The organism is Serratia sp. CY29653 (assembly GCF_052169255.1).
Classification (GTDB): Bacteria; Pseudomonadota; Gammaproteobacteria; order Enterobacterales; family Enterobacteriaceae; genus Serratia; species Serratia sarumanii.
Window position 1 is genome coordinate 364200 of sequence record NZ_JBJNLC010000003.1, and the last position, 25236, is coordinate 389435.

Below are 25236 nucleotides of genomic sequence, written 5' to 3' on the forward strand. Positions count from 1 at the left end.
ATCCCTGTCGCCGGCCGGGGTTAACCAGAAACTTTTCTGGCTGATGCTCCCTTCACCTTAAGAAGCAACGCTCCCCTTCATTTACCAGCCACATGATTCATTCTAGTTAAACATGGAAATAAAAAAGCCAATTTGCAGAATAAAAAACCATTAAAAAACACAATAAAAACAAAAAACGCCAACAAACAACGAACTAACGCGAACGGATCTGGACTAAAAACATGTAAGCAAAAATGAACAAAACATAAGATAAATTAATAAATAACCCAACAAAGCGTTCGACCTAGCGTGCAGCAAACCAACTGCCGCGCACCTGATGACGGTGCCAAATCCAGCCCAACGCCAGGCCGCGCAGCGCCAGAAACACCGCCAGCGCCAGCCAGAGCCCGTGGTTGCCTAGCAGCGGCACGCTGAACAGCGCCAGACCGTATCCCGCAGCGGCCACCGCCATGCTGTTACGCATCTCGGCGCCGCGCGTGGCGCCGATAAACATGCCGTCCAGCAAATAGCACCATACCCCGACCAGCGGCAGAATGACCTGCCAGGGCAAATAATGTGCGGCCAACGCACGCAGTTCCGGCAAAGAGGTCAATGCCGCCACGATCTGCTGGCCGGTAACGGCATACGCCAGGCCGAAGGCCAACGCGACCAGCCCTGCCTGCCTGCAGGCCGCGTGCCACACCTTGCGCAGTTGGCTGTCGTCCCGGGCGCCGTAGGCGTGGCCCGAATGAGCCTCCACCGCATAAGCAAAACCGTCGAGCGCATAGGCGGTGAACGTCAGCAGATTCATCAATACCGCATTGACCGCCACCACCTCGCTTCCCAGGCGAGCGCCGAAAATGGTCAACGACGCAAAGCACAGTTGCAGCAACAGTGAACGCAGCATTATGTCGCGGTTGAGCGCCAGCAGGCGACGCAGATCGCCACGCCAGGCCTGGCGCAGCATCTGCAGGGTAATACCGCGCAGGCGCATCACCCGCCACGCCAACCACAGGCCGAGCAGCAGCGTAGCGTATTCGGCGATGGCGGTTGCCGCCGCCGCCCCCCGCACGTTCCAGCCCAGGCCCATCACCAGCCAGATATCCAGCACGATGTTCAGCAGGTTGCCGACGATCAGCAGGATCACCGGCGCCCGCATGTACTGCACGCCGAGCAGCCAGCCCAGCAGCACCAGATTGGCCAGCGCCGCCGGGGCGCTTAACCAGCGGATCTCAAGAAAACGCCGCGCCTGTTCCAGCACCTCGCCATCGCCACCGACGATCCGCAGCGCCAGTTCGATCAGCGGATAACGCAGCAGGACGATCGCCGCTCCGGCCAGCAGCGCCAACAGCAGCGGTTGCATAAAGGCGCGCGCCAGCGCCTGCGGGTTCTGTGCCCCCAGCGCCTGCGCCGCCAGGCCGGTGGTGCTCATGCGCAGGAACAACAGCAGCATGAACAGGAAGCTGGTCGCCACCGCGCCGATCGCGACGCCCCCCAGATAGATCGGGCTGTCGAGGTGGCCGATCACCGCGGTGTCCACCAGCCCGAGCAGCGGCACGGTAATATTGGAGAAAATCATCGGCAAGGCCAGGCGCCACAGAGCTTTATCGGTGTCGCTGGTAAAGGCAGAAATCAAGCGCATGATGAGACGTTCCCGTAGCGGTGGCGAATGGCAAGGTCAGAAACAAAAACGCCCCAGAACAGGGGCGATTGATACAAGGAGGCGGCACTGAGGGTGCGACGATTAAATCCAGTCGCCGTTGCGGATCACGCCGACCGCCAGCCCTTCGATAGTGAAATTCTGCTGACGCAGATCGACCACGATCGGTTGGAATTCGTTGTTCTCCGGCAGCAGTTCAACCACGTTGCCGTGCTTTTTCAGGCGCTTGACCGTCACTTCGTCTTCGATGCGCGCCACCACGACCTGGCCATTGCGCACGTCTTGCGTTTTGTGCACCGCCAGCAGATCGCCATCCAGAATGCCGATGTCGCGCATCGACATGCCGTTCACCCGCAGCAGGAAATCGGCGCTCGGTTTAAACAGGGAAGGATCCACCTGGTAGTGCCCTTCGATGTGCTGCTGCGCCAGCAGCGGCTCGCCGGCGGCGACGCGGCCGATCAACGGCAGCCCTTCTTCTTCTTCCATCAGCAGGCGGATACCGCGCGAAGCACCGGAGACGATTTCGATCACGCCTTTGCGTGCCAGCGCCTTCAGGTGTTCTTCGGCGGCGTTAGGCGAACGGAACCCCAGACGCATCGCGATCTCGGCACGCGTTGGCGGCATGCCCGTTTGCGAAATGTGCTCGCGAATCAGGTCGTAGACCTCTTGCTGTCTGGTAGTTAGTGCTTTCATTCCGCCCCCTGTTTGTTTATACAGTCTTGCTGTGAGTATATACAGGTAAGCGCGGATTGGGAACCGAAGATTAAATAAAAATCAGTCAGTAGGCGCTTTTCGTCAGCCGAAGTGCTGCCATAAGACCGTGCCCCAAACGAACAGCGCGAGCACGATCGCCAGCGACACCGCCGCCGATCCCATGTCCTTGGCCCGGCCGGACAGCTCGTGATGTTCGCTGCCGATGCGATCCACCACCGCCTCGATCGCGCTGTTCAGGATCTCGACGATCATCACCAGCGCTACCGATCCGATCAATAAAATGCGCGCTATCGCACCCACATCCAGCCAGACAGCCAGTATGATAGCCAGGAGGGTGACCACCAGTTCCTGGCGGAACGCCGCTTCGTGTTGCCAGGCGGCGGAAAGCCCTTTATAGGAATAGCCGGCGGCCTTGATGATGCGGGTCAGGCCGGTTGCTTGGTTTGCCATGTTTTCGTGCCTTTCTCAGAGGTCGGTCATAATAAAAAGAGTCTAGAACAGTCCGCGCTGACGGCTCTCGGTTTTCGAACACCACAGATCTGCTACCCGGTTTCTGGTATGCTTGCGGCGCATTGCTAACAAGAGGCTTCACGTTGTTATGTCAGGTTGGCGTAAAATTTATTATAAAATATTGAATTTACCACTTAAATTGTTGGTAAGAAGTAAGGTCATCCCTTCAGATCCGGTTACCGAGCTAGGGTTGGATCCCTCACGGCCGATTTTGTATGTTTTACCTTACAATTCCAAGGCGGATTTGCTGACGCTGCGCACCCAGTGCCTGGCGCAGGATCTGCCCGATCCGCTCAACTCGCTGGAGATCGACGGCACCGTGCTGCCGAGCTACGTGTTCATTCACGACGGCCCGCGCGTGTTCCGCTATTACACCCCGAAAGAAGAGTCGGTAAAGCTGTTCCACGACTATCTGGATCTGCATCGCAGCAATCCGGATCTCGACATTCAGATGCTGCCGGTTTCGGTGATGTTCGGCCGCTCGCCGGGCCGCGAAGGCCACGGTACGCCGCACCTGCGTCTGTTGAACGGCGTGCAGAAATTCTTCGCCGTGCTGTGGCTCGGCCGCGACAGCTTCGTGCGTTTCTCCAACACCGTTTCGCTGCGCCGCATGGCCACCGAACACGGAACGGATAAAACCATCGCGCAAAAACTGGCGCGCGTGGCGCGCATGCACTTCTCGCGTCAGCGCCTGGCCGCCGTGGGCCCGAGCCTGCCGGCCCGTCAGGATCTGTTTAACAAGCTGTTGGCGTCCAAAGCGATCGAAAAAGCGGTCGAGGACGAAGCGCGCAGCAAGAAGATCTCGCACGAGAAAGCCCAGCAGAACGCCATCGCGCTGATGGAAGAGATCGCCGCCGATTTCTCCTACGAAACCGTGCGCCTGTCCGACCGCGTGCTGAGCTGGACCTGGAACCGGCTGTATCAGGGCATCAACGTCACCAACGCCGAGCGCGTGCGCCAGCTGGCGCAGGACGGCCACGAGATCGTCTACGTGCCCTGCCACCGCAGCCACATGGACTATCTGCTGCTGTCCTACGTGCTGTATCACCAGGGCCTGGTGCCGCCGCACATCGCCGCCGGCATCAACCTCAACTTCTGGCCGGCCGGCCCGATCTTCCGTCGCCTGGGCGCGTTCTTCATCCGCCGCACCTTCAAGGGCAACAAGCTGTACTCGACGGTGTTCCGCGAATACCTCGGCGAGCTGTTCACCCGCGGTTACTCGGTGGAATACTTCGTGGAAGGCGGCCGTTCCCGCACCGGGCGCCTGCTGGAGCCGAAGACCGGCACCCTGTCGATGACCATCCAGGCGATGCTGCGCGGCGGCACCCGTCCGATCACGCTGGTGCCGATTTACATCGGTTACGAGCACGTGATGGAAGTGGGTACCTATGCCAAAGAGCTGCGCGGCGCCACCAAGGAAAAAGAGAGCCTGCCGCAGATGCTGCGCGGCCTGCGCAAGCTGCGCAACCTGGGCCAGGGTTACGTCAACTTCGGCGAACCGCTGCCGTTGACGGCTTACCTCAACCAGAACGTGCCGCAGTGGCGCGAGTCGATCGATCCGATCGAAGCCCAGCGCCCAAGCTGGCTGACGCCGACGGTCAACGATCTGGCCGGCCAGATCATGGTGCGCATCAACAACGCCGCCGCGGCCAACGCCATGAACCTGTGTTCCACCGCGCTGCTGGCCTCGCGTCAGCGTTCGCTGACCCGCGAACAGCTGATCGAACAGCTCGAGTGCTACCTGCAGCTGATGCGCAACGCGCCTTACGCGCGTGACGTCACCGTGCCGACGCAAACGCCGGACGAGCTGCTGGATCACGCGCTGAACATGAACAAGTTCGAGGTGGAGAAGGACAGCATCGGCGACATCATCATCCTGCCGCGCGAGCAGGCGGTGCTGATGACCTATTACCGCAACAACATCCACCACCTGCTGGTGCTGCCGTCGCTGATCGCCAGCATCGTGATGCATCACCGCCGGGTATCGCGCGCCGAGCTGCTGCGCCAAATCGGCATGATCTATCCGATGCTGAAAGCCGAGCTGTTCCTGCATAACGACAAGGAACAGCTGCCGGAGGTGCTGCGGCCGGTGATCGACGAGTTGATCCGTCAACAGCTGATCTGCGACAAAGGCGACGAGCTGGTGCTGAACCCGGCGCGCATTCGCCCGCTGCAGCTGCTGGCCGCCGGGGTGCGCGAAACCCTGCAACGCTACGCCATCACCATGTCGATCCTCAGCGCCAACCCGAGCATCAACCGCGGCGCGCTGGAGAAAGAGAGCCGCATCATGGCGCAGCGTCTGTCGGTGCTGCACGGCATCAACGCGCCGGAATTCTTCGACAAGGCGGTGTTCTCCACCCTGGTGGCAACGCTGCGCGAAGAAGGCTATATCAACGACAGCGGCGATGCGATCCGCGAGCACACCCTCGAGGTGTACAACATGCTGAGCGATCTGATCACGCCGGAGATCAAGCTGACCATCGAAAGCGTCAACATGCCGGAAGAAACCAACGCCCTGCCGCAATCCGATGCGGAAGAAGAGAAAGACGAGTGATTTCGCCCGGCGCGGAAACACAAAAGGCACCCTCGGGGTGCCTTTTTTCTTGCGGAAGGGAAGCGTTACGTCGGCAGATAGCTCAGCGCGATGCCGATGAACACCACCAGCCCGACATAGTTGTTCTGCAGGAAGGCCTTGAAGCAGGCCTCGCGCTCGCGGCCGGCGATCTGTTTCTGCTGGTGAATGAACAGCGCGCCCGCCAGCAGCAGTGACCAGTAAAACGCCCCGCCGAGCTGCGCCAGATAACCGACCCACACCAGCAGCAGCAGCGTCGCGAACTGCAACAGCCCGACGATCAGCTTGTCATAACGGCCGAACAGGATAGCGGTGGATTTGATGCCGATCTTCAGGTCATCGTCGCGGTCGACCATCGCATACAGCGTGTCGTAGGCCACCGTCCAGCAGATGTTGGCCAGCAGCAGCAGCCAGCAGCTGAGCGGCAGCGATTCGCTGACCGCCGCATAGCCCATCGGAATGCCCCAGCCGAACGCGGCGCCCAGCACGAACTGCGGCAGGTTGGTCACCCGCTTCATGAACGGGTACGCCCAGGCCAGCGCCAGCGCCGCCAGCGACAGCCAAATGGTCATCGCATTCAGCGTCAACACCAGGCAGAACGAGACCAGCACCAGCACCACGAACAGCACCTTGGCCTCTTTCGCGCTCACCCGGCCGCTCGGCATCGGCCGCCCGGCGGTGCGTTTCACGTAGCCGTCCACCGCGCGATCGGCGTAGTCATTCACCACGCAGCCGGCGGCGCGCATCAGGAACACGCCGAGCACGAACACCAGCAAAATCGACAGCGGCGGCACGCCTTTCCCGGCCAGCCACAGCGCCCACAGCGTCGGCCACAGCAGCAACAGCGTGCCGATCGGTTTATCAATGCGCATCAAATGGCTGTAAGCCCGCCATTTACTTTGAGTCACGCTTCCCTCCAAGGTCTTGCTCTCCTCTCTTATGCAGGAACCGCTGAATACAGCGGCGAAGCCGGTAAAAACAGTTCGGTCAGCAGCAGCGGTTTGCCCGCCAGCCGCAGCCGTGAACGGCGCGCCCACAGCGCGTCCTGCCGGCCGATATGAATATAGTCGCGGGTCAGCTCGCCGCTGCTAAACAGGTAGCGCCCCAGCGGCAGCGTGCCCAGATCCACCAGCGCCTGGTCGGGGCCGGTCAACGTATTTTCCGGGATCACCGTGCGCCCCAGCAGCCAGGGCTGGTCGTCGCCCAGCAGCACCACTTCGCGCAGCCAGTAGCGCGGGCTGTCGGGCAGGTGCTTCGCCTCGTCGCCCAGCGCCTCGCGCGTGACGAAGCATTCGCGCTGCGGTTCGACGCGCACCTGGGCGCAATGGCGTTCAAATCGGCGGGTCATGGAGCCTAACTCCATCAGCCAGTCGCTGACGGCGGCGGGCGCCGGAGGATCCTGTTCGGACAACCACTCCAGCGGCGGCAGGATGGAATCCCTGATGCCAGACATTGCTTTACTCCTCGCCTGAACCGCAGCCGGTACGGCGCGCCAGACGATACAAACTGTTAACAGGCCCCCATTGTAGCGCAGAAATGCGAAAGCGGCAGGCTGATTCGTGGCGAAAACGGCAGGCCTATCGGCCGGAAAAACCGGGGTTCTGTCATCTTTTTGCCATCCGTATTCTCTATCTTCGTTCCCCGGCACGATGACGATTCTGTGATCGCCTGCAAAGTTTCATCTTTGTCGCGTTGTTTTATCTACGCGCGTAGATACTCTGACACCGCAGCGTTGAATCGCCATGCGTCCGACATCATTTGTCGGCACACCTTTGTTGCCGGCACCAGGGAAACCATCTTTAACCGCGCCCCTCCAGGCGCAGAACAAAAGAGGATAGCACCGTCATGAGCGAAACAACGCTTGCCACTCCACAGACCGCCGACGCCGCGCTGGCGGCCGATGAACGCCTGGCAACCAAAGAGGGGCGCAGCCAATTTTGGCGCGCCACCTTCTCCTGCTGGCTCGGCACCGCCATGGAATACGTCGACTTCGCGCTGTACGGCCTGGCGGCCGGCATGGTGTTCGGCGATGTGTTCTTCCCCGAGGCCACGCCGCTGGTCGCTCTGCTGGCCAGCTTCGCCACCTACTCAGTCGGTTTCGTCGCGCGGCCGATCGGCGCGCTGGTGTTCGGCTGGATCGGCGATCGCAAAGGCCGCCGCGTGGTGCTGATCACCACCGTGGCGCTGATGGGCATTTCCACCACGCTGATCGGCCTGATCCCGTCCTATGCGCAAATCGGCGTCTGGGCGCCCACCTGCCTGGTGATCCTGCGCTTCGCGCAGGGGTTCGGCGCCGGCGCGGAGCTGTCCGGCGGCGCGGTGATGCTGGCGGAATACGCGCCGGCCAAGCGGCGCGGGCTGGTGGCCTCGATCATCGCCATCGGCTCCAACAGCGGCACCCTGCTGGCGTCGCTGGTATGGCTGCTGGTGCTGCAACTCGACAAGGAAGATCTGATGAGCTGGGGCTGGCGCATTCCGTTCCTCGCCAGCATTCTGATCGCCGGGGTGGCGCTGTACCTGCGCCGTCACGTGCGCGAAACGCCGGTGTTCGAGCGCGAGCTGCAACAAAACCACCAGCGCATGCTGGACGCCGCTCAGGCCGCGCCGGACTCACGCAGCTACCTGCAGCGCACCAAAGCGTTCTGGGTGATGCTCGGCCTGCGCATCGGCGAAAACGGCCCCTCCTATCTGTGCCAGGGCTTTATCGTCGGCTACGTCGCCAAGGTGCTGATGGTCGATAAATCGGTGCCGGCGCTGGCGGTGCTGATCGCCTCGCTGTGCGGTTTTCTGGTGATCCCGCTGGCCGGCTGGCTGTCCGATCGCTTCGGCCGCCGCGTCACCTACCGCTGGTTCTGCCTGCTGCTGGTGCTGTACGCCTTCCCGGCGTTCTGGCTGCTCGACAGCCGTGAACCGGCGATCGTCATCTCGGTGATCGTGGTCGGCATGTGCATCGCATCGCTGGGGATTTTCGGCGTGCAGGCGGCCTACGGCGTCGAACTGTTCGGCGTGAAGAACCGCTACTCCAAGATGGCGTTCGCCAAGGAGCTCGGCTCGATCCTCTCCGGCGGCACCGCGCCGCTGATCGCCACCGCGCTGCTCTCCGGCTTCGGTCACTGGTGGCCTGTCGCCGCCTATTTTGTTGTAATGGCGGGCATCGGCTTAATCACCACCTTCTTTGCTCCCGAAACCCGCGGCCGCGATCTCAACCTGCCGCAGGATGCCGCGTAGCGAGAAGGCGAACAGGATCTCAATTTGGATAATCACTCCGCGCGACGCGTTACCCGCGCCGACGTGGCCCGCGTAGCGGGCACCTCCGTCGCCGTGGTCAGCTACGTGATCAACAACGGCCCGCGCCCGGTGGCGGAAGCCACCCGGCTGCGCGTGCTGGCGGCGATCGAGCAGACCGGCTACCGGCCGAACGACATCGCGCGGGCGCTGGCCTCCGGCAGCACGCAAACCTACGGGCTGGTGGTGCCGGATATTTCCAACCCGTTCTTCGCCACTCTGGCGCGGGCGCTGCAGCAGGAAGCCTTCAGCCGCGGCCGCGTGCTGCTGCTGGGCGATGCCGGCGACGATCGTCAGCGCGAGTATGAGCTTATCAACAACCTGCTGCGCCGCCAGGTCGATGGCCTGCTGTACACCAGCGTCGATCGCCACCCGTGGTTCGATCTGATCCGCGCTTCCGGCACCCCCTGCGTGATGATAGACACCATCGACAGCCAGGCCGGCGTTTGCGCCATCCGCGTCGACGAGCGCGACGCCGCTTGCCAGGCGACCCGCCATCTGCTGCAGCACGGCTATCGCGACATCGGCATTTTTATCGGTCCGCTGACCATGCTCAACGCGCAGGATCGCCTGAACGGCTGGCGCGATGCGCTGCTGGAGGCGGGCATCGCGCCACGCGACGCGTGGATTTTCGAAGCGCCCTACACCCGCCAGGGCGGTTACCAGGCCACCCAGCGCCTGGTGCAAGGCCCGCGACCGCGCGCCGTTTTCACCTCTAACGAGCAGCAGGCGCTCGGCTGCCTGTCGGCGCTGGCGGAGCATGGGCTGCGCGCGCCGGACGATCTGGCGCTGATCTGTTTTAACGGCACGCAACAATCCGAATTCAGCGTGCCGCCGCTCAGCGCGGTCGAGCAGCCGATCGACGCCATGGCCAAGCGGGCCATCGCCATGCTGGCCGCCGGCGCCGCGCCCGCCGAGCTGCATGAATTCGCTTTTCAACTGCGCATCCGCCGTTCGTGCGGCTGTTAGCGGTTTTTCAGGACACCTTATATGCGTTTAATCATTGATTGCGATCCCGGCAACGGCGTTCCCGGCGCCAACGTCGACGACGGCCTGGCGCTGGCCCTGGCGCTGGCGGCCAAACCGCAGCTGCAGCTGGAGTTGATCAGCATCGTGGCCGGCAACACCCCGCGTGAAGTGGGCTTCGCCGTCGCCACCGATCTGCTGGCGCAGAGCGGCTATCAGGTGCCGGTCGCCCTCGGCGCGGCGCGCGCCCTGAGCGAACCGCCGGAGCCGTGGCGCGCACACCTGGACCGCCCGATCGCCGATCCTAAGCTGGCGGCGCTGTGGCGTGACCTGCCCGCGCCCCCGCTGGCCAACGCGCCTGCGCCGGACGCCGCCATCGCCATCGGCGAACTGATCTGCCGGCATCCCGGCGAGATCACGCTGGCGGCTATCGGCCCGCTGACCAACGTTGCGCACGCCATGCAGCTTTACCCGCAGATGGCGCAGGCGGTGAAAGAGATCGTGATCATGGGCGGCGTGTTCAACGTTGAGGGATATATCAAGGACACCAATTTCGGCCTGGATCCGGAAGCGGCGCGGCTGGTGTTGAACAGCGGCGCCGCTATCACGCTGGCGCCGCTGGACGTCACCACCCAGACCATGCTGACCCAGGCGGATCTGGCCGCGTTGACCCAGCCGGATACCCCGCTGTGCCGCTATTTGCGCGCCACGACGCAGCCGTGGATCGACTATTCGCGCCATACGCGGCGCCTGCCGGGCTGCTGGATCCATGATGCGCTGGTGATAGCCTGGCTGCTGGCGCCGCAGTTGGTCACCACCGAGATGTTTCATGTGGATGTGGCGCTGGAAGGGGCGTTGACGCGCGGCAGCTCACGCCGCTGGCGGCCGGACAGCCTGCGCCTGACGGTCGGCATGCCGGCGCCGCAGGGCAAGCCGGTGCGCGTCATGCAGCAGGTGGACAACGCCCGTCTGCTGGCGTTGATCGGCGCAACGCTGGCCCGCGGATGAAAAAAGGTGCGCCAAAGCGCACCAATCATCGAGCCAGCATCGGCAGCGCCGGGTGTTACCCCTTGCCTTTAACGCTGCTGATAAACGTTTTACGCGCGGTGGTCGAGCCCAGTTTCTCGGCCTCATTCATCAGCTTCAGCGCCTTGTCGATATCGCCCGCCTTCACCGCCTGCTTGATGCCGTTATTGAAGTAGCTTTCGGTATCGTTGAGCATCGGCTCCGCCGGTTTCTCCGGCGCAGGCGCAGGCGCCGCCACGGCGGCCGGTGCGGTCGAGCCCACCACCACCGGCGCCACGGTCGGCGCAGGCTGCAGCATGCCGATCATCACGTTGCCGGTGCCCTGTTCCGCGGTGACCTTAAGCTTCAGCGTGCCGGTCGTCGCGTGGCCGGCGATCGGATCCGGGATATCCGGCACCGCGTTGCCCACGCCCTGCGCGTAGGCCTTGGCCGGGTTGGTCAGCTGCGTGGTTTTCGCCAAGTCCTGGCGGGTGGTGTACACCAGCAGGTAAATCTGTTTTTGACCGAGCGCCGGCGTCAGTTTCAGCGTGCCTTCGAGGCGATCGGAGGACATCGCCCCCGGCGGCTGATACGGGAAATAGCTGCTCGGGTAATACGCCGCCGGGCGCAGATGCTCGTCCAGCACCAGCACGCTCGGCGCGTACAGCGAATTGTTTTTGGCGAGGCTGCTCAGCGTCACTTCCAGCGAACCGCGATCGGCCGGCAGCGTATAGGCGGCGATCGCCCCCTGAATTTCGCCCTGATTGAGCTGCGGGCTGACGGCGTCGAGCTTCACCTCTTGCGACACCGGCGGCTGCAGCGGCTGCCACGGCAGGCTTTGCAGCGTGGCAGCGCTGATGGCCGGCGCGACGGAAACATTGGCCGGCGTGTCGGCGTTGGCCGCCAAAGGCGCGCCGACGGTCAGCGCCAGCGACAGGCAGAGTGACAGCAGATTCTTTTTCATCGTTATATCCTCTTTCAGCGCCGCGGCGGATCAGGCAAGAGATCCGGCCGCGGCGAATGCGGTTGGGGGAGAGCCGATGGCCCTCCCCGCCCTGTCGCGTTACCACCAAATTTCCATCTGGGCGCCGAAGGTGACTTCGTCATCCTTGCCGCGGCTGAAGGTATGCATGCTGGTGTCGTTGTAAGCGGTGCCGGTGTTATACCCGGTGTCGTCACCGGTGGCGTAGCCCCACTTCTCATCCCACTTGGCGTAGGTGGCGAACAGACGGATGGCCGGACGCGACCAGATGCTGTTGCCCGCCTGCCACTGCTGCGCCAGGGTCACTTTATACTGGCCGTTGCGATCGCCGGTGCGCTGGGATTTGACGTTGTCATAGCCGGCTTCCAGCAGGGTGCTCATGATCGGCGTCCATTTGTACATCGGGCGCACGCCCACGGTGTACCAGGTGGTGCCGTTGTTGTTATCGCGGTCGATGTCCTGGAACATGGCGACGTACATCAGCGCCCATTGATCGTTGAAGTCGATGGCGCCGTGATCCAGCACGCGGATCATCTTGCCGTTGTTATCGATGGTGGCGCCTTCGTTGCGGCCGTTGTTCTGCGAGGTCATCGAGTCGGTGGCGTACTGCAGCACGAATTTGTTGTAGCCGTTCAGGATGCTCTGCGTGTGTTCCGCGGTGAACATCCAGCCGTCTTTGCTGGCGCCGTCGGCCAGGCGATAGTTATCCTGCGCATTGGCGCGGCCGTAGTCCACGCCCAGCTCCAGGGTGCCGCCCGGGTTCAGCTCCAGGCCGGCCAGACGCAGGTCGAAAGTGTCGTTGACGGTTGGGCGCTGTTTCCATTCGTTATCCAGGTAGCCGTAAGAGCCGCCGGATTCGGAGTTGCGGGTCACGGCGGCGGACAGCTTGCCAAAGCCCAGATCGATGTTTTCCAGACCGGCGCCCGGGCCGGAGATATCCCAGTAGTAGAAGTCGATCATGTGAACGTCATGACGCTGATAGAAGCGCTTACCGGCCCACAGCGTGGAGCCCGGCAGCCAGTCGATCAGGTTTTTACCCTGCACGTTGACTTCGCGGAAGCCCGGGGTCACGTCTTCCCAGTCGGAACGTTGCGAGACCGAATAGGCCAGGTTGGTGTCGAAATAGAAGCTCTTGTCGCCTTCTTTCCACACTTCCTGCCCCAGTTTCAGTTCGGCGTAGGTTTCGCATTCGTTGCCGAGACGGTATTTGCTCGCGGCACCGGTGGCCTTGAAGCACTGTTGCTCACCGCCGCTGCCGGTCCAGCCGATGCCGGAACGGGCGTAACCGTGAAAATCCACGGCCAGCGCCTGGGTAGAGAGAACACCGGCGGCGACAGCCAGTGCCAGAGGAAGTTTGCGCAGAGTAGTCATCATTATTCTCCTGTTATACCGACTTTGATGCTTTAAACGCCCGGCTCCTGGTGCAGCCGTTTACATGCCGTACCGTCTTCACGGAACAGGTGGCAACGATGAGGCGGCAGGCCGATGGCGAATGTGGCACCTTCTTCTACCAGCACCACGTCATTCTGGCGGTACACCAGGTTTTGACGGATGGCCGGGATTTGGATGTGGATTTGCGTCTCGTTGCCGAGCTGCTCCACCACCTGTACGTCGCCGGTAAGCCGCACTTCTGAGGCTTCGCCGGGCAGCAGATGTTCAGGGCGAATGCCCAGTGACAGGTTGGCGCCGGGCTGAACGCCCTCGCCTTCCACCGGCATCCAGACCAGCTGGCGGTTGGGCAGTTCGACCTGCACCTGTTGCGGCTGCGCCGCGGTCACCTTGACCGGCAGGAAGTTCATCTTCGGCGAGCCGATAAACCCGGCGACGAAGCGGTTGGCCGGGTAGTGGTACAATTCCAGCGGCTTGCCGACCTGCGCCACGCGACCGGCGTCGAGCACCACGATCTTGTCGGCCAGCGTCATCGCTTCGACCTGATCGTGGGTGACGTAAATCATGGTGCGCTGCAGGCGCTTGTGCAGACGGGAGATCTCGATGCGCATCTGCACCCGCAGCGCGGCGTCGAGGTTGGACAGCGGTTCGTCGAGCAGGAACACGTCCGGCTCGGCCACCAGCGTGCGGCCGATCGCCACGCGCTGACGCTGCCCGCCGGACAGCGCCTTCGGCCGCCGATCGAGCAGGTGCGCCAGCTGCAACACCTCGGAAACCTGATTCACCCGTTGATTGATTTCCGCTTTCCTGGCGCCGGCCAGCTTCAGGCCGAACGACATGTTGTCCGCCACCGACAGGTGCGGATACAGCGCGTAGGACTGGAACACCATGCCGATGCCGCGCTCGGAAGGCGGTACCTCATTCATACGTTTCTCGCCGATCAGCAGATCGCCGGAGGTGATGTCCTCCAGCCCGGCGATCATGCGCAGCAGCGTCGATTTACCGCAGCCCGACGGCCCGACAAACACCACAAACTCGCCGTCTTCGATGGTTAGATTGACGTCTTTGGAAATCACGGCCTCACCGAAGGCCTTATAAACGCTGCGCAGTGTCACGCTAGCCATGCGTTACTCCCCTGCTTTCGCAGTTAACATGTCGTGTGAAAATGGCGGAGGCAAAGCCCGCCAAAACCCATTGATGACCCTCTTGCTGCGCGCCGTGCTGCCATGCCAACGGCAAGGTCGCCTCAGACGGCGCGGCCGCCTGAGTATAAGGCTGCAGGTTTATCAGCGCTTCAAGGCATTGATCCTGATGGGTAATAAGTAAGCGCACCACGCCGTCCCGCTGGCTGATCGCGTTCAATTCGCCGCGCTGGATGAGCGGCGAACGGCGCAGGGCCAACAGCGCCTGGCAGTAACGTAAGGTGGAGTGGCTGTCGTGCTGTTGGCGGCTGATGGCCAATGCGCGGTGTTCGATCGCCACCTGTTGATACCAGCTGATTTCGCCGGCGGTGACCTGTTCGGGGGCTTCATGCCACGGCATCGGCGTTTGCGCGCCGCGCGGATCCTGCAGCCCGGCGGCATGCGGCAGCCCCAGCTCCTCGCCCTGGTACAGGCAGATCGGCGCCGGCAACATCGCCAACAGCGTCAAAAAGGCGGCGGCGGAACGCAGGTCGCCCTGCCCCCAGCGGCTGACCACTCTTGGCTGATCGGCGTCGCCGGTGCTCCACAGGCTGTCCGCCAACGTGGCGCGGCGGGCGTGCAGCACCGCCACCAGCTTCTCCGCGCTGAACGGCATCACGTCCAGCGCCAGCGCGCCGTGGACGAACCGCTGTGGCGCAACGGCATTGCGAACGCGGTTGGCTTCATCGCCATACCACAGCGTCAGCCCTTCGGCCGTCACCGTCGCCTCGGCCTCTGGCGCCAGCGTCTGCGGCAGCAACAGGCCGTCGATCGACAGCGCTTTCAGGTACGGCAGCGCCGCCAGCATGCCGTGCGCGTCGCCCACGCCGTCCCCGTTTCCGTCACGGAAACTGGCCGGATGGATCCGGTACAGGGTGGGCTGAGTGGCGATAGGCATTGACGACATAAATCCGGTATCCCTGCTGCGCGTGGCGTTAAAAATCAATGGGCCGATAGTGCGGGAGTCGCCGGAAAGGGTAATCATCCGTAACAGGATTTTTCATGGGGGAGGAGGCGGGAGGATGAGAGAACGACCGCGGCGATGAGAAGTTCCGCGCTTAAGGCAAATCTGTGATCCGTCTGGCAAAAATCGCCCCCCTATTTTGTGCCTGACGCCACAGAATAGAGCGCAACGTTAACTGGATCACACTCCTCATCTCAGGGGCGTAGAGGGGGGGAGGATGAGAATATGTCGCGTTGTGACCCACTATTACCGCGAAACGTCACTCCTTGATTTATGTGCCCACAAAAAGAAGGACTGGATTATGACTCGCAGCATTACCCTCGCCCGCACGCTGGCGCTCTCGGCACTGGCCACCCTGGTGCTCTCTTCTTCCGCCTTCGCCAAGATCGAGGAAGGCAAACTGGTTATCTGGATCAACGGCGACAAGGGCTATAACGGCCTGGCCGAAGTCGGCAAGAAATTCGAAAAAGACACCGGCATCAAGGTTACCGTCGAACACCCGGACAAGCTGGAAGAAAAATACCCGCAGGTGGCCGCCACCGGCGACGGCCCTGACATCATTTTCTGGGCCCACGACCGCTTCGGCGGCTATGCGCAGTCCGGCCTGCTGGCCGAAATCCACCCGTCCAAAGCCTTCCAGGACAAGCTGTTTCCGTTCACCTGGGACGCCGTGCGTTATGACGGCAAGCTGATTGGCTACCCGATCGCCGTCGAGGCGCTGTCGCTGATTTACAACAAAGACCTGGTCAAACAGCCGCCGAAGACCTGGGAAGAGATCCCGGCGCTGGACAAGCAGCTGCGCGCCAACGGCAAGAGCGCCATCATGTGGAACCTGCAGGAACCCTACTTCACCTGGCCTATCATCGCCGCCGACGGCGGTTATGCCTTCAAGTATGAAAACGGTAAATACAACATCAAGGATGTCGGCGTCGCCAACGCCGGTTCGCAGGCCGGTCTGCAGTTCATCGTCGATCTGGTGAAAAACAAGCACATCAACGCCGATACCGATTACTCGATCGCCGAAGCCGCGTTCAACAAAGGCCAGACCGCGATGACCATCAACGGGCCGTGGGCCTGGAACAACATCGAGCAGAGCAAAATCAACTACGGCGTGACGCTGCTGCCGACCTTCAAAGGCAAACCGTCCAAGCCGTTCGTCGGCGTGCTGACCGCCGGCATCAACGCCGCCAGCCCGAATAAAGAGCTGGCGACCGAGTTCCTCGAGAACTACCTGCTGACCAACGAAGGGCTGGCGGACGTCAACAAAGACAAGCCGCTGGGCGCGGTGGCACTGAAGTCCTACCAGGAAACGCTGGCCAAAGATCCGAAGATCGCCGCCACCATGCAGAACTCGCAAAACGGGGAAATCATGCCGAACATCCCGCAGATGAGCGCCTTCTGGTACGCCGAACGCAGCGCGGTGATCAACGCCGTCAGCGGCCGTCAGACGGTGAAAGCCGCGCTGGACGACGTGCAGACCCGCATCACCAAGTAACGACGTCGTGCGGGGTGCCACGGTGCCCCGCCGTTGCTTCACAGAAAGGAACGCCCTATGCAATTCGCTCACGCCGGGACGCCTGCGCGTAAAAAATCGAAGTGGTGGCAAAGCGACGCGCTGAAATGGCTGGTGGTCGGCCTGTTCAGCCTGGTGACCTGCTACCTGATTGTGTTGATGTATGCACAGGGTGAATACCTGTTCGCCATCCTGACGCTGATCCTGGTCAGCGCCGGGCTTTACGTCTTCGCCAACCGCCGCGCCTACGCCTGGCGCTATGTGTATCCCGGCGTCGCCGGCATGGGGCTGTTCGTCCTGTTCCCGCTGATTTGCACCATCGCCATCGCCTTCACCAACTACAGCAGCACCAACCAGCTGACCTTCGAGCGCGCGCAATCGGTGCTGATGCAGCGCCAGTTCCAGAGCGGCAAAACCTTTACCTTCGGCCTCTACCCGGCGGAAAACCAGCAGTGGCGCCTGCAGCTGACGCCGCCGGACGGCGAAGCACCGCTGATCTCCGAGCCTTTCCGCCTCGACGCCGCCGCGCCGCAAACCCTGAAACTGACGGCGCAGAGCGCCGCGCCGCAGGGCGAGCACGCCACGCTGCGGGTGATCACCCAGAACCGGCAGGCGCTGAGCCAGCTGGTGGCGCAGCTGCCCGACGGCGGTGAATTGCGCATGAGCTCCCTGCGCCAGTTCTCCGGCACCCGCCCGCTGTATGCGCTGGACCAAGACGGCAGCACGCTGACCAATAACCAGACCCAGGTGCGCTACCGGCCGAACGGCGACACCGGCTTCTATCAGGCGATCAACGCCGACGGCGGCTGGGCGCAGGAAACCCTGAGCCCGGGCTATACCGTCACCACCGGCTGGAAAAACTTCCTGCGGGTGCTACAAGACGAGGGCATCAAAAAGCCGTTCGTGTCGATCTTCATCTGGACCATCGTGTTCTCGGTGATGACGGTGATCCTCACCGTGGCGGTCGGCATGGTGCTGGCCTGCGTGGTGCAGTGGGAGGCGCTGAAAGGCAAGGCGATCTACCGCGTGCTGCTGATCCTGCCCTATGCGGTGCCATCATTCATTTCGATCCTGATCTTCAAAGGTTTGTTCAACCAGAGCTTCGGCGAGATCAACATGATGCTCAGCCATCTGTTCGGCATCAAGCCGGCCTGGTTCAGCGATCCGCTCACCGCCAAGAGCATGATCCTGATCGTCAACACCTGGCTCGGCTACCCGTACATGATGATCCTGTGCATGGGGCTGCTGAAGGCGATCCCGGACGATCTGTACGAGGCCTCGGCGATGGACGGTGCCAACCCGTGGCAAAACTTCTTCCGCATCACCTTACCGCTGCTGATCAAGCCGCTGACGCCGCTGATGATCGCCAGCTTCGCCTTCAACTTTAACAACTTCGTGCTGATCCAGCTGCTGACCAACGGCGGCCCGGACATGATCGGCACCACGACGCCGGCCGGCTATACCGATCTGTTGGTCAGCTACACCTACCGCATCGCCTTCGAAGGCGGCGGCGGGCAAGACTTCGGGCTGGCGGCCGCCATCGCCACGCTGATCTTCCTGTTGGTGGGCGCGCTGGCGATCCTGAATTTGAAAGCCAGCAAGATGAACTTCGATTAGGGAGAATGACGATGGCCATGGTTCAACCCAAATCCCAGCGCCTGCGCCTGTGGATCACCCATATTTTGATGCTGTGCTTTATCGCCCTGATCATGTTCCCGCTGCTGATGGTGGTCGCCATCTCGCTGCGCTCCGGCAACTTCGCCACCGGCAGCCTGATACCGGAAACCCTCTCCTGGGATCACTGGCGGCTGGCGCTCGGCTTTAGCGTCACCCACGCCGACGGCAGCGTGACGCCGCCGCCGTTCCCGGTGCTGCTGTGGCTATGGAACTCAGTCAAGATCGCGGCGATCACCGCCATCGGCATCGTGACGCTGTCTACCACCTGCGCCTACGCCTTTGCCCGCATGCGCTTTCGCGGCAAGAGCACGTTGCTGAAAAGCATGCTGATCTTCCAGATGTTCCCGGCGGTGCTGTCGCTGGTGGCGCTGTACGCCCTGTTCGATCGCCTGGGCCAGTACATTCCGTTTATCGGCCTGAATACCCACGGCGGCGTGATCTTCGCCTACATGGGCGGCATCGCGCTGCACGTCTGGACCATCAAGGGCTATTTCGAAACCATCGACAACTCGCTGGAAGAGGCGGCGGCGCTGGACGGCGCCACGCCGTGGCAGGCGTTCCGTCTGGTGTTGCTGCCGCTGTCGGTGCCGATTCTGGCGGTGGTGTTCATTCTGTCGTTTATCGCCGCCATCACCGAAGTGCCGGTGGCATCGCTGCTGCTGCGCGATGTGAACAGCTACACGCTGGCGGTGGGAATGCAGCAATATCTCAACCCGCAGAACTACCTGTGGGGCGACTTCGCCGCCGCCGCGGTGCTGTCGGCGATACCGATCACCGCCGTGTTCCTGCTGGCGCAGCGCTGGCTGGTGGGCGGCCTGACGGCCGGCGGCGTGAAGGGGTAATTTGTGCCACTGCAGTGCGTTTGATGTCTTTTCTTATCTTTTACCCTATGGATTTCAAGTTACAGCGAGTGCAGTCAACAACGCTGTAGCTTGAAAGACGACGGGTAATGATATCCTGTGTCTTCGGCGGCCTTGGGCCGCCATTTTTATCGCTACTCTCGTTTCAGCCGGTCGGTATTAGCCAGATAAAGCGTCACCACCAGCACCAATATCGCCGCGGCGTAGATCAGGGTATCGATAGGATTTTTGTGATCCACGATAATCAAACGAATAATCGCGGTAATGCCAATGTAAATAAAATAGCGCAGCGGGAAATGATAACCCGACTCAAAATACTTGACGATCAAGGCGATAAATTCAAAGTACAGGAAATAAATCACAATGCCTTCAATCAACAGGTAAGAGGACGACTCTTCGCTGTTGATAAATAACACCTTCGCCAGATGGAGGGTTTCCTTGACCAGAAACACCACCAGAATGGCCGCCAGCAGCAGCAAGCCCACGTTCAGCACCCGCTGCAGCCCCTTCGCTATCATTATCGAACGCGACGTTTTTGCCATAAAACCTCTCTCTGAATACCGCGTATATGATTCAACCGTGCCAATATAGGCATTGTCCTAAAAATTCCGCCCCTCGCGAAAGCACTTTAAACCCCATTTAATTCATCACGTTATAATAAGATGTTTCTGACCTATAGATTTGTAGCAAATCGAAATGTCAACTATCATGGGACACAGAGATCTTTACATAAAACCAATAACCTCGAATTAACAAGGGAATTCTTTATGCGCGCTAAACTTAACGGACTGGTCGCTGCGGGCCTGTTTACCTGTGCATTGTCCGGCCACGCCGCCGGCCTGGTAGCCCCTGACAACGATCTGCGTAACGATCTCGCCTGGCTGTCTGACCGCGGCGTCATCAACGTCAGCCTGTCCACCTGGCCGCTGAGCCAGGAAGAGATCAGCTCCGTTATCGCGCAGGCCAAGCCGGTGACCAACACCGAGAAAAACGTTATCGACCGCGTACAACGCCGCGTCGATGCCCTGAAAGCCAACATTCGCGTCAGCGGTTACGCCTCGACCGATAAACCCGGCACCCCACAGGGCTTCGGCCAAAACGAATACGCCGACGATCGCCTGACCATCGGCGCCGGCGCCAACGGCGAGTTCTGGGACGTGCGTCTGCAGGGCTCGGTGGAAGGCGATCAGCGCGTCAGCGACGGCTCCAAATTCAACATGAACGGCTCCTACGGCGCGGTGAAAATCTGGAACCAATGGCTCTCCTTCGGCGAGGTTTCCCAGTGGTGGGGCCCTGGCTACGACGGCAGCCTGATCCGCTCCGATGCCGCGCGCCCGGTGGCCGGCTTTATGCTGCAGCGCGCCGACCAATCGCCGTTTGAAACCCCGTGGCTGTCGTGGATCGGCCGCTGGCAATACCAGTTGTCCGCCGGCCAGCTGTCGCAGTACGCTGCCGTGCCGGACACCAAGCTGATCGGTGGCCGCCTGACCATGATGCCGACCGACTTCCTGGAGTTGGGCGCTTCACGCGTCATGATGTGGGGTGGTGATGGCCGTCCGCACTCCTGGAGTTCCTTCTGGGATGGCGTAACCGGCAACGACAATACCGGCGATCCGAAAAACGATCCGGGCAACCAGTTGGGCGGTTTTGACTTCAAACTCAAGCTGCAGCCGCTGATCGGCATGCCGGTCAGCCTGTATGGCCAGATCACCGGTGAAGATGAAGCAGGCATGTTGCCTTCGCACAACGCCTACATGCTGGGGCTTGAAGGCCATCCGGAATGGGGCCCGACCACGATCAACTGGCATATCGAAGGTACTGATACCCGCTCTAACGGCAACGCCAACAACGTGATGTACAACCACTACATCTATCGGGGCGGTTACTACCAGCAAGGTTATCCGCTGGGCCATGCGATGGGCGGCGACGGTCAGATGCTGTCCGGCCGCGTGGAAATGGTGCTGGACGACGGCCAGCGTTGGAGCACCCGCCTGGTGTACGCCAAGGTGAATCCGAACAACCAAACCATCAACCAGGCGTTCCCGCGTTCCGATACGCTGAAAGGCATTCAGCTCGGCTGGGGTTACAGCTTCGATTCTCAGGTTAAATTCGATACCAGCCTGTGGTACACCAACAGCGATCACAGCACCGCCGACGACGTGGGCGCCGGCGTCAGCTTCGAAGTGCCGATCAACCTGTAATTTTTTGCAGACGTAAAAAAACCCGCCGCGGCGGGTTTTTTATTGGCTTCAGCTAAGGCGCTTAGCGCCATTCCTTGAAGCGGTTGATCAGCGCATTGGTCGAACTGTCGTGGCTGCTGATTTTCTCGCTGCCCGCCAGCTCCGGCAGGATGCGGTTAGCCAGCTGTTTGCCCAGCTCCACGCCCCACTGATCGAAGGTGAAGATGTTCAGGATCGCGCCCTGGGTGAAGATCTTGTGCTCGTACAGCGCGATCAGGCTGCCCAGGCTGAACGGGGTGATTTCGCGCAGCAGGATCGAGTTGGTCGGGCGGTTGCCTTCAAACACTTTGAACGGCGCCACGTGCTTGACCTGCTCAGGGGTTTTACCCTGCGCCGCGAACTCGGCCTCCACCACGTCCAGCGACTTGCCGAACGCCAGCGCTTCGGTCTGGGCGAAGAAATTGGACAGCAGTTTGGCGTGATGATCGCCCAGCGGATTATGGCTGATGGCCGGCGCGATGAAGTCGCAAGGCACCAGCTTGGTGCCCTGGTGGATCAGCTGGTAGAACGCATGCTGGCCGTTGGTGCCCGGCTCGCCCCAAATGATAGGGCCGGTCTGATAATCCACCGGATTGCCGTTGCGATCGACGTACTTGCCGTTGGATTCCATGTTGCCCTGCTGGAAGTAAGCGGCAAAACGGTGCATGTACTGATCGTACGGCAGAATGGCTTCGGTTTCGGCGCCGAAGAAGTTGTTGTACCAGATACCGATCAGCGCCAGCAGCACCGGCAGGTTCTTCTCCGCCGGCGTTTCGGCGAAGTGCTTGTCCATGGCGTGCGCGCCGCTCAGCAGCTGCTCGAAGTTGTCATAACCGATGGACAGCGCGATCGACAGACCGATCGCCGACCACAGGGAGTAACGGCCCCCTACCCAGTCCCAGAACTCGAACATGTTGTCGGTATCGATGCCGAACTCGGCCACCGCTTTGCCGTTGGTGGACAGCGCGGCGAAGTGCTTGGCCACGTGTTGTTGATCGGCGGCGCTGCTCAGGAACCAGTCGCGCGCGCTGTGGGCGTTGGTCATGGTTTCCTGAGTGGTGAAGGTTTTGGAGGCCACCAGGAACAGCGTGGTTTCCGGGTTCAGCGGCTGCAGCGTTTCGGCGATATGGGTGCCGTCGACGTTGGAGACGAAGTGCATGTTCAGGTGGTTTTTATACGGGCGCAGCGCTTCGGTCACCATGTAAGGGCCGAGATCCGAACCGCCGATGCCGATGTTCACCACGTCGGTGATCGGTTTGCCGGTGTAGCCTTTCCACTCGCCGCCGATGACGCGCGCGCAGAACTGTTTGATCTTGGCCAGCACCGCGTTCACTTCCGGCATCACGTCTTTGCCGTCGACCAGGATCGGGCTGTTGCTGCGGTTGCGCAGGGCAATGTGCAGCACCGCGCGATCTTCGGTGCGGTTGATTTTCTCACCGGCGAACATCGATTTGATGGCGCCTTGCAGATCGGTTTCTTTCGCCAGCGCCTGCAGCTTCTCCAGGGTTTCCTGCGTGATACGGTTCTTGGAATAGTCCACCAACATTTGGTCGTTGAAGGTCGCGGAGAACCTGGAGAAACGATCGCTGTCCTGGGCGAACAGGTCGGCGATCCGTACGTCTTTCATCTGTGCATAATGTTGCTGCAGGGCTTGCCAAGCAGCGGTTTGACTAGGATTGATATTTTTCATAGCAACACTCTTAGGCTTGAGAATAAAAATGACGCGTTGTCCGATTGTAGCCTGTTCGACTGTGATTATGATCTCTTTTCTTGCGATAGGCGCTAACTGTCAACGCAGTGCCGCCTCGTTTCAGCTTTCACTCTATACTTTTGGCTAACGGCCTGTTATCGGGGTTGCCGAATTGTCATCAGGCTGTGTCATCGTTGCTTATTTCGTCATTTGAAAGGGATCTCGCTTATGGAATTATCTGCCCCGCTCATGTTGGTGCTTATCGGCCTGGCGTCGCTGCTGGCGCAGTGGCTGGCCTGGCTGCTGCGCCTGCCGGCCATTTTGCCGCTGTTGCTGTTCGGCATCGTGCTCGGCCCGACGGTGCATCTGGTGCAGCCGGATCTGCTGTTCGGCGATCTGCTGTTTCCGCTGGTGTCGCTGTCAGTGGCGATCATCCTGTTCGAAGGGGCGCTGACGCTGCGTTTCGAGGAGATACGCGGCCTCGGCGGCGTGGTGCGCAATCTGGTCACCGTCGGCATGCTGGTCACCTTTCTGGTCATCAGCCTCGCCAGCTGGTGGCTGCTGGATTTCCCGCCGGAGCTGGCGGCGCTGATCGGCGCGGTGACGGTGGTGACCGGGCCGACGGTGATCGCCCCGCTGATGCGCGTGGTGCGGCCGAACGCCAACATTAACCAGGTACTGCGCTGGGAAGGGATCGTCATCGATCCGGTCGGCGCCATCTTCACCCTGCTGGTGTTCGAATTCATCGTGCTGAAACAGAATGCGGAGTCCTATACCCATCTGTTTTGGACGCTGGGCATGACCGCCGCCGTCGGCCTGATCGCCGGCGCACTGTTCGGCTACCTGCTCGGCCTGGCGCTGCGCCGCGTCTGGCTGCCGCGCTACCTGCAGAACCTGGCGGTGCTGGCGATCATGCTGACCGCCTTCGGCGTTTCCAACGCCATCGCCGACGAATCCGGCCTGCTGACCGTCACGGTGATGGGCATCTGGCTGGCCAACATGCGCGACGTGGACACCAGCGATATTCTGGCGTTCAAAGAGGAGCTGTCGGCGATCCTGATCTCGGCGCTGTTCATCATTCTGGCGGCGCGGCTCGATATCCAGGCGCTGTGGAACATGGGCTGGCCGCTGCTCCTGCTGCTGCTGGTGGTGCAGTTCATCGCCCGGCCGCTGTGCATCGCGGTGTCGACCTGGCGCTCTTCCCTGCACTGGCGCGATCGGCTGCTGCTGTGCTGGATCGCCCCGCGCGGCATCGTCGCCGCGGCGGTCAGCTCGCTGTTCGCGCTGACGCTGCAGCGCAGCGGCTACCAGGGCGCCGACCGGCTGGTGACCGTGGTGTTCGCCATCATCATCGGCACCGTGGTGCTACAAAGCCTGACCAGCGGGATGATGGCGCGCTGGCTGCGGGTGCAGCAGCAAAAGCCGCGCGGCGTGCTGATCGTCGGCGCCAACAGCGTGGCGCGCATGCTGGCGCAGGCGCTGATCAAGCTGAACGTGCCGGTGATCGTCACCGACAGCAACTGGGAATACTACCGCCAGGCGCGCATGGAAGGCATCCCGGCCTACTATGGCCACGCCTACTCCGAACACGCCGAGAACTATCTCGATCTGAGCAATATCGCCCAGGTGCTGGCGCTGTCGCCCAATCGCCACCAGAACGCGCTGGCGGTCTACCACTTCGGCCATCTCTTCGGCGAGGATCACGTGTTTGCCATCCGTTCGGGTGCGCCGCTGAAAGGGCGCGGCGCCAGCGCGGAAAGCTCGCGTTTCCGCCGGCATGAAATTTTATTTAATCAGGAAGCCACCTACGGCCGCCTGAGCAGCCTGCTCGCCAGGGGAGCCACCATCAAAGCGACCAAATTGAACGAAAATTTCGGTTGGCTGGAGTATTTGGAGAAACATCAGGGCGTTATTCCGTTATTCAGCCAAAAGGAAGACGGTTCTCTGCAACCGATTGGCGCCGGTTCCACGCCCGCGATGCCCTGTACGCTTATCGCGCTGGTGCAAGATGAAAATCCCTCACCGTCTGTACGTTGACAGAATGGCGATAACCGGCTATTCCTAACAGCC

20 protein-coding genes are annotated in these 25236 nt (G+C 61.5%); 9 read left to right on the forward strand and 11 right to left on the reverse strand.

Going from position 1 to position 25236, the window contains the following annotated elements:
* Positions 1-283: 283 nt before the first annotated feature.
* The 3 genes from dinF to ACJ8HN_RS17985 form a co-directional block, all read right to left on the reverse strand.
* Positions 284-1621 carry an MATE family efflux transporter DinF gene (gene dinF / locus ACJ8HN_RS17975; protein ID WP_442523775.1) on the reverse strand — a complete coding sequence of 446 codons (1338 nt, stop codon included), beginning with the start codon at positions 1619-1621 and terminating at the stop codon, positions 284-286.
* Positions 1622-1723: 102 nt separating this feature from the next.
* Positions 1724-2332: a transcriptional repressor LexA gene (gene lexA, locus ACJ8HN_RS17980; RefSeq protein ID WP_004936736.1), complete on the reverse strand. Its 609-nt coding sequence runs from the start codon at positions 2330-2332 to the stop codon at positions 1724-1726.
* A gap of 102 nt (positions 2333-2434) precedes the next feature.
* Positions 2435-2803, reverse strand: coding sequence for a diacylglycerol kinase (locus ACJ8HN_RS17985; RefSeq protein WP_015379225.1), 369 nt, complete (start codon positions 2801-2803; stop codon positions 2435-2437).
* A 148-nt stretch (positions 2804-2951) separates the two neighbouring features.
* Here ACJ8HN_RS17985 and plsB point away from each other — a divergent pair, with 148 nt between their 5' ends.
* Positions 2952-5417, forward strand: a complete 2466-nt coding sequence (gene plsB / locus ACJ8HN_RS17990; protein ID WP_033649708.1) for a glycerol-3-phosphate 1-O-acyltransferase PlsB — start codon at positions 2952-2954, stop codon at positions 5415-5417.
* A 65-nt stretch (positions 5418-5482) separates the two neighbouring features.
* On the opposite strand, the gene ubiA is transcribed toward plsB, so the two are convergent.
* The gene (gene ubiA, locus ACJ8HN_RS17995) at positions 5483-6355 is read right to left on the reverse strand and encodes a 4-hydroxybenzoate octaprenyltransferase (RefSeq protein ID WP_033654716.1); all 873 of its coding nucleotides are present in this window, start codon (positions 6353-6355) and stop codon (positions 5483-5485) included.
* Positions 6356-6372: 17 nt separating this feature from the next.
* Positions 6373-6888, reverse strand: a complete 516-nt coding sequence (gene ubiC, locus ACJ8HN_RS18000) for a chorismate lyase (RefSeq protein WP_033636208.1) — start codon at positions 6886-6888, stop codon at positions 6373-6375.
* A 392-nt stretch (positions 6889-7280) separates the two neighbouring features.
* Here ubiC and ACJ8HN_RS18005 point away from each other — a divergent pair, with 392 nt between their 5' ends.
* Genes ACJ8HN_RS18005 through ACJ8HN_RS18015 form a run of 3 tightly spaced genes read left to right on the forward strand, consistent with a single transcriptional unit; the run spans position 7281 to position 10694 of the window.
* On the forward strand, positions 7281-8663 hold the full coding sequence (locus ACJ8HN_RS18005) for an MFS transporter (RefSeq protein ID WP_033654718.1): 1383 nt from the start codon (positions 7281-7283) through the stop codon (positions 8661-8663).
* Between the two features lie 24 nt (positions 8664-8687).
* A complete protein-coding gene (locus ACJ8HN_RS18010; RefSeq protein ID WP_033649706.1) occupies positions 8688-9689 on the forward strand; it encodes a LacI family DNA-binding transcriptional regulator in 1002 nt (333 codons plus the stop codon).
* A 21-nt stretch (positions 9690-9710) separates the two neighbouring features.
* Complete coding sequence (locus ACJ8HN_RS18015) at positions 9711-10694, forward strand: nucleoside hydrolase (protein ID WP_049195299.1); 984 nt, start codon at positions 9711-9713, stop codon at positions 10692-10694.
* Positions 10695-10749: 55 nt separating this feature from the next.
* Here the strand turns inward: ACJ8HN_RS18015 and malM are convergent, their stop codons facing one another.
* From malM to ACJ8HN_RS18035, 4 genes are all read right to left on the reverse strand, one after another.
* On the reverse strand, positions 10750-11655 hold the full coding sequence (malM, locus tag ACJ8HN_RS18020) for a maltose operon protein MalM (RefSeq protein ID WP_033636212.1): 906 nt from the start codon (positions 11653-11655) through the stop codon (positions 10750-10752).
* A gap of 99 nt (positions 11656-11754) precedes the next feature.
* Positions 11755-13044: a maltoporin gene (locus tag ACJ8HN_RS18025; RefSeq protein ID WP_033649704.1), complete on the reverse strand. Its 1290-nt coding sequence runs from the start codon at positions 13042-13044 to the stop codon at positions 11755-11757.
* A gap of 32 nt (positions 13045-13076) precedes the next feature.
* Complete coding sequence (gene malK / locus ACJ8HN_RS18030) at positions 13077-14186, reverse strand: maltose/maltodextrin ABC transporter ATP-binding protein MalK (RefSeq protein WP_442523776.1); 1110 nt, start codon at positions 14184-14186, stop codon at positions 13077-13079.
* Positions 14179-15150, reverse strand: coding sequence for an alpha-amylase family glycosyl hydrolase (locus tag ACJ8HN_RS18035; protein WP_033638605.1), 972 nt, complete (start codon positions 15148-15150; stop codon positions 14179-14181). The genes malK and ACJ8HN_RS18035 overlap by 8 nt, the downstream gene beginning before the upstream one ends.
* Positions 15151-15508: 358 nt before the next feature.
* Here ACJ8HN_RS18035 and malE point away from each other — a divergent pair, with 358 nt between their 5' ends.
* From malE to malG, 3 genes are read left to right on the forward strand one after another with little or no spacing between them, the layout of a single operon-like run.
* Positions 15509-16702 (forward strand): maltose/maltodextrin ABC transporter substrate-binding protein MalE, encoded by a 1194-nt coding sequence (gene malE, locus ACJ8HN_RS18040; protein WP_033636215.1) that lies wholly within the window; start codon positions 15509-15511, stop codon positions 16700-16702.
* Between the two features lie 57 nt (positions 16703-16759).
* A complete protein-coding gene (gene malF / locus ACJ8HN_RS18045; RefSeq protein ID WP_049232860.1) occupies positions 16760-18337 on the forward strand; it encodes a maltose ABC transporter permease MalF in 1578 nt (525 codons plus the stop codon).
* Between the two features lie 11 nt (positions 18338-18348).
* Positions 18349-19239, forward strand: a complete 891-nt coding sequence (malG, locus tag ACJ8HN_RS18050) for a maltose ABC transporter permease MalG (protein ID WP_021505147.1) — start codon at positions 18349-18351, stop codon at positions 19237-19239.
* Positions 19240-19391: 152 nt separating this feature from the next.
* Here malG and psiE read toward each other — a convergent pair whose 3' ends face one another.
* Positions 19392-19799, reverse strand: coding sequence for a phosphate-starvation-inducible protein PsiE (gene psiE / locus ACJ8HN_RS18055; RefSeq protein ID WP_033636217.1), 408 nt, complete (start codon positions 19797-19799; stop codon positions 19392-19394).
* Between the two features lie 225 nt (positions 19800-20024).
* On the opposite strand from psiE, the gene ACJ8HN_RS18060 reads away from it, so the two are divergent.
* Complete coding sequence (locus ACJ8HN_RS18060; protein WP_049195303.1) at positions 20025-21458, forward strand: capsule assembly Wzi family protein; 1434 nt, start codon at positions 20025-20027, stop codon at positions 21456-21458.
* Between the two features lie 61 nt (positions 21459-21519).
* On the opposite strand, the gene pgi is transcribed toward ACJ8HN_RS18060, so the two are convergent.
* Positions 21520-23166 (reverse strand): glucose-6-phosphate isomerase, encoded by a 1647-nt coding sequence (gene pgi, locus ACJ8HN_RS18065; RefSeq protein WP_033636219.1) that lies wholly within the window; start codon positions 23164-23166, stop codon positions 21520-21522.
* A gap of 228 nt (positions 23167-23394) precedes the next feature.
* Here pgi and ACJ8HN_RS18070 point away from each other — a divergent pair, with 228 nt between their 5' ends.
* The gene (locus tag ACJ8HN_RS18070; RefSeq protein WP_442523777.1) at positions 23395-25203 is read left to right on the forward strand and encodes a cation:proton antiporter; all 1809 of its coding nucleotides are present in this window, start codon (positions 23395-23397) and stop codon (positions 25201-25203) included.
* Positions 25204-25236 lie beyond the last annotated feature (33 nt).

Coding starts and splice junctions, on each gene's coding strand:
- dinF (WP_442523775.1), bottom strand. CDS start 1,621: ATGCGCTTGATTTCTGCCTTTACCAGCGACACCGATAAAGCTCTGTGG.
- lexA (WP_004936736.1), bottom strand. CDS start 2,332: ATGAAAGCACTAACTACCAGACAGCAAGAGGTCTACGACCTGATTCGC.
- ACJ8HN_RS17985 (WP_015379225.1), bottom strand. CDS start 2,803: ATGGCAAACCAAGCAACCGGCCTGACCCGCATCATCAAGGCCGCCGGC.
- plsB (WP_033649708.1), top strand. CDS start 2,952: ATGTCAGGTTGGCGTAAAATTTATTATAAAATATTGAATTTACCACTT.
- ubiC (WP_033636208.1), bottom strand. CDS start 6,888: ATGTCTGGCATCAGGGATTCCATCCTGCCGCCGCTGGAGTGGTTGTCC.
- ACJ8HN_RS18005 (WP_033654718.1), top strand. CDS start 7,281: ATGAGCGAAACAACGCTTGCCACTCCACAGACCGCCGACGCCGCGCTG.
- ACJ8HN_RS18015 (WP_049195299.1), top strand. CDS start 9,711: ATGCGTTTAATCATTGATTGCGATCCCGGCAACGGCGTTCCCGGCGCC.
- malM (WP_033636212.1), bottom strand. CDS start 11,655: ATGAAAAAGAATCTGCTGTCACTCTGCCTGTCGCTGGCGCTGACCGTC.
- ACJ8HN_RS18025 (WP_033649704.1), bottom strand. CDS start 13,044: ATGACTACTCTGCGCAAACTTCCTCTGGCACTGGCTGTCGCCGCCGGT.
- malK (WP_442523776.1), bottom strand. CDS start 14,186: ATGGCTAGCGTGACACTGCGCAGCGTTTATAAGGCCTTCGGTGAGGCC.
- ACJ8HN_RS18035 (WP_033638605.1), bottom strand. CDS start 15,150: ATGTCGTCAATGCCTATCGCCACTCAGCCCACCCTGTACCGGATCCAT.
- malE (WP_033636215.1), top strand. CDS start 15,509: ATGACTCGCAGCATTACCCTCGCCCGCACGCTGGCGCTCTCGGCACTG.
- malF (WP_049232860.1), top strand. CDS start 16,760: ATGCAATTCGCTCACGCCGGGACGCCTGCGCGTAAAAAATCGAAGTGG.
- malG (WP_021505147.1), top strand. CDS start 18,349: ATGGCCATGGTTCAACCCAAATCCCAGCGCCTGCGCCTGTGGATCACC.
- psiE (WP_033636217.1), bottom strand. CDS start 19,799: ATGGCAAAAACGTCGCGTTCGATAATGATAGCGAAGGGGCTGCAGCGG.
- ACJ8HN_RS18060 (WP_049195303.1), top strand. CDS start 20,025: ATGCGCGCTAAACTTAACGGACTGGTCGCTGCGGGCCTGTTTACCTGT.
- pgi (WP_033636219.1), bottom strand. CDS start 23,166: ATGAAAAATATCAATCCTAGTCAAACCGCTGCTTGGCAAGCCCTGCAG.
- ACJ8HN_RS18070 (WP_442523777.1), top strand. CDS start 23,395: ATGGAATTATCTGCCCCGCTCATGTTGGTGCTTATCGGCCTGGCGTCG.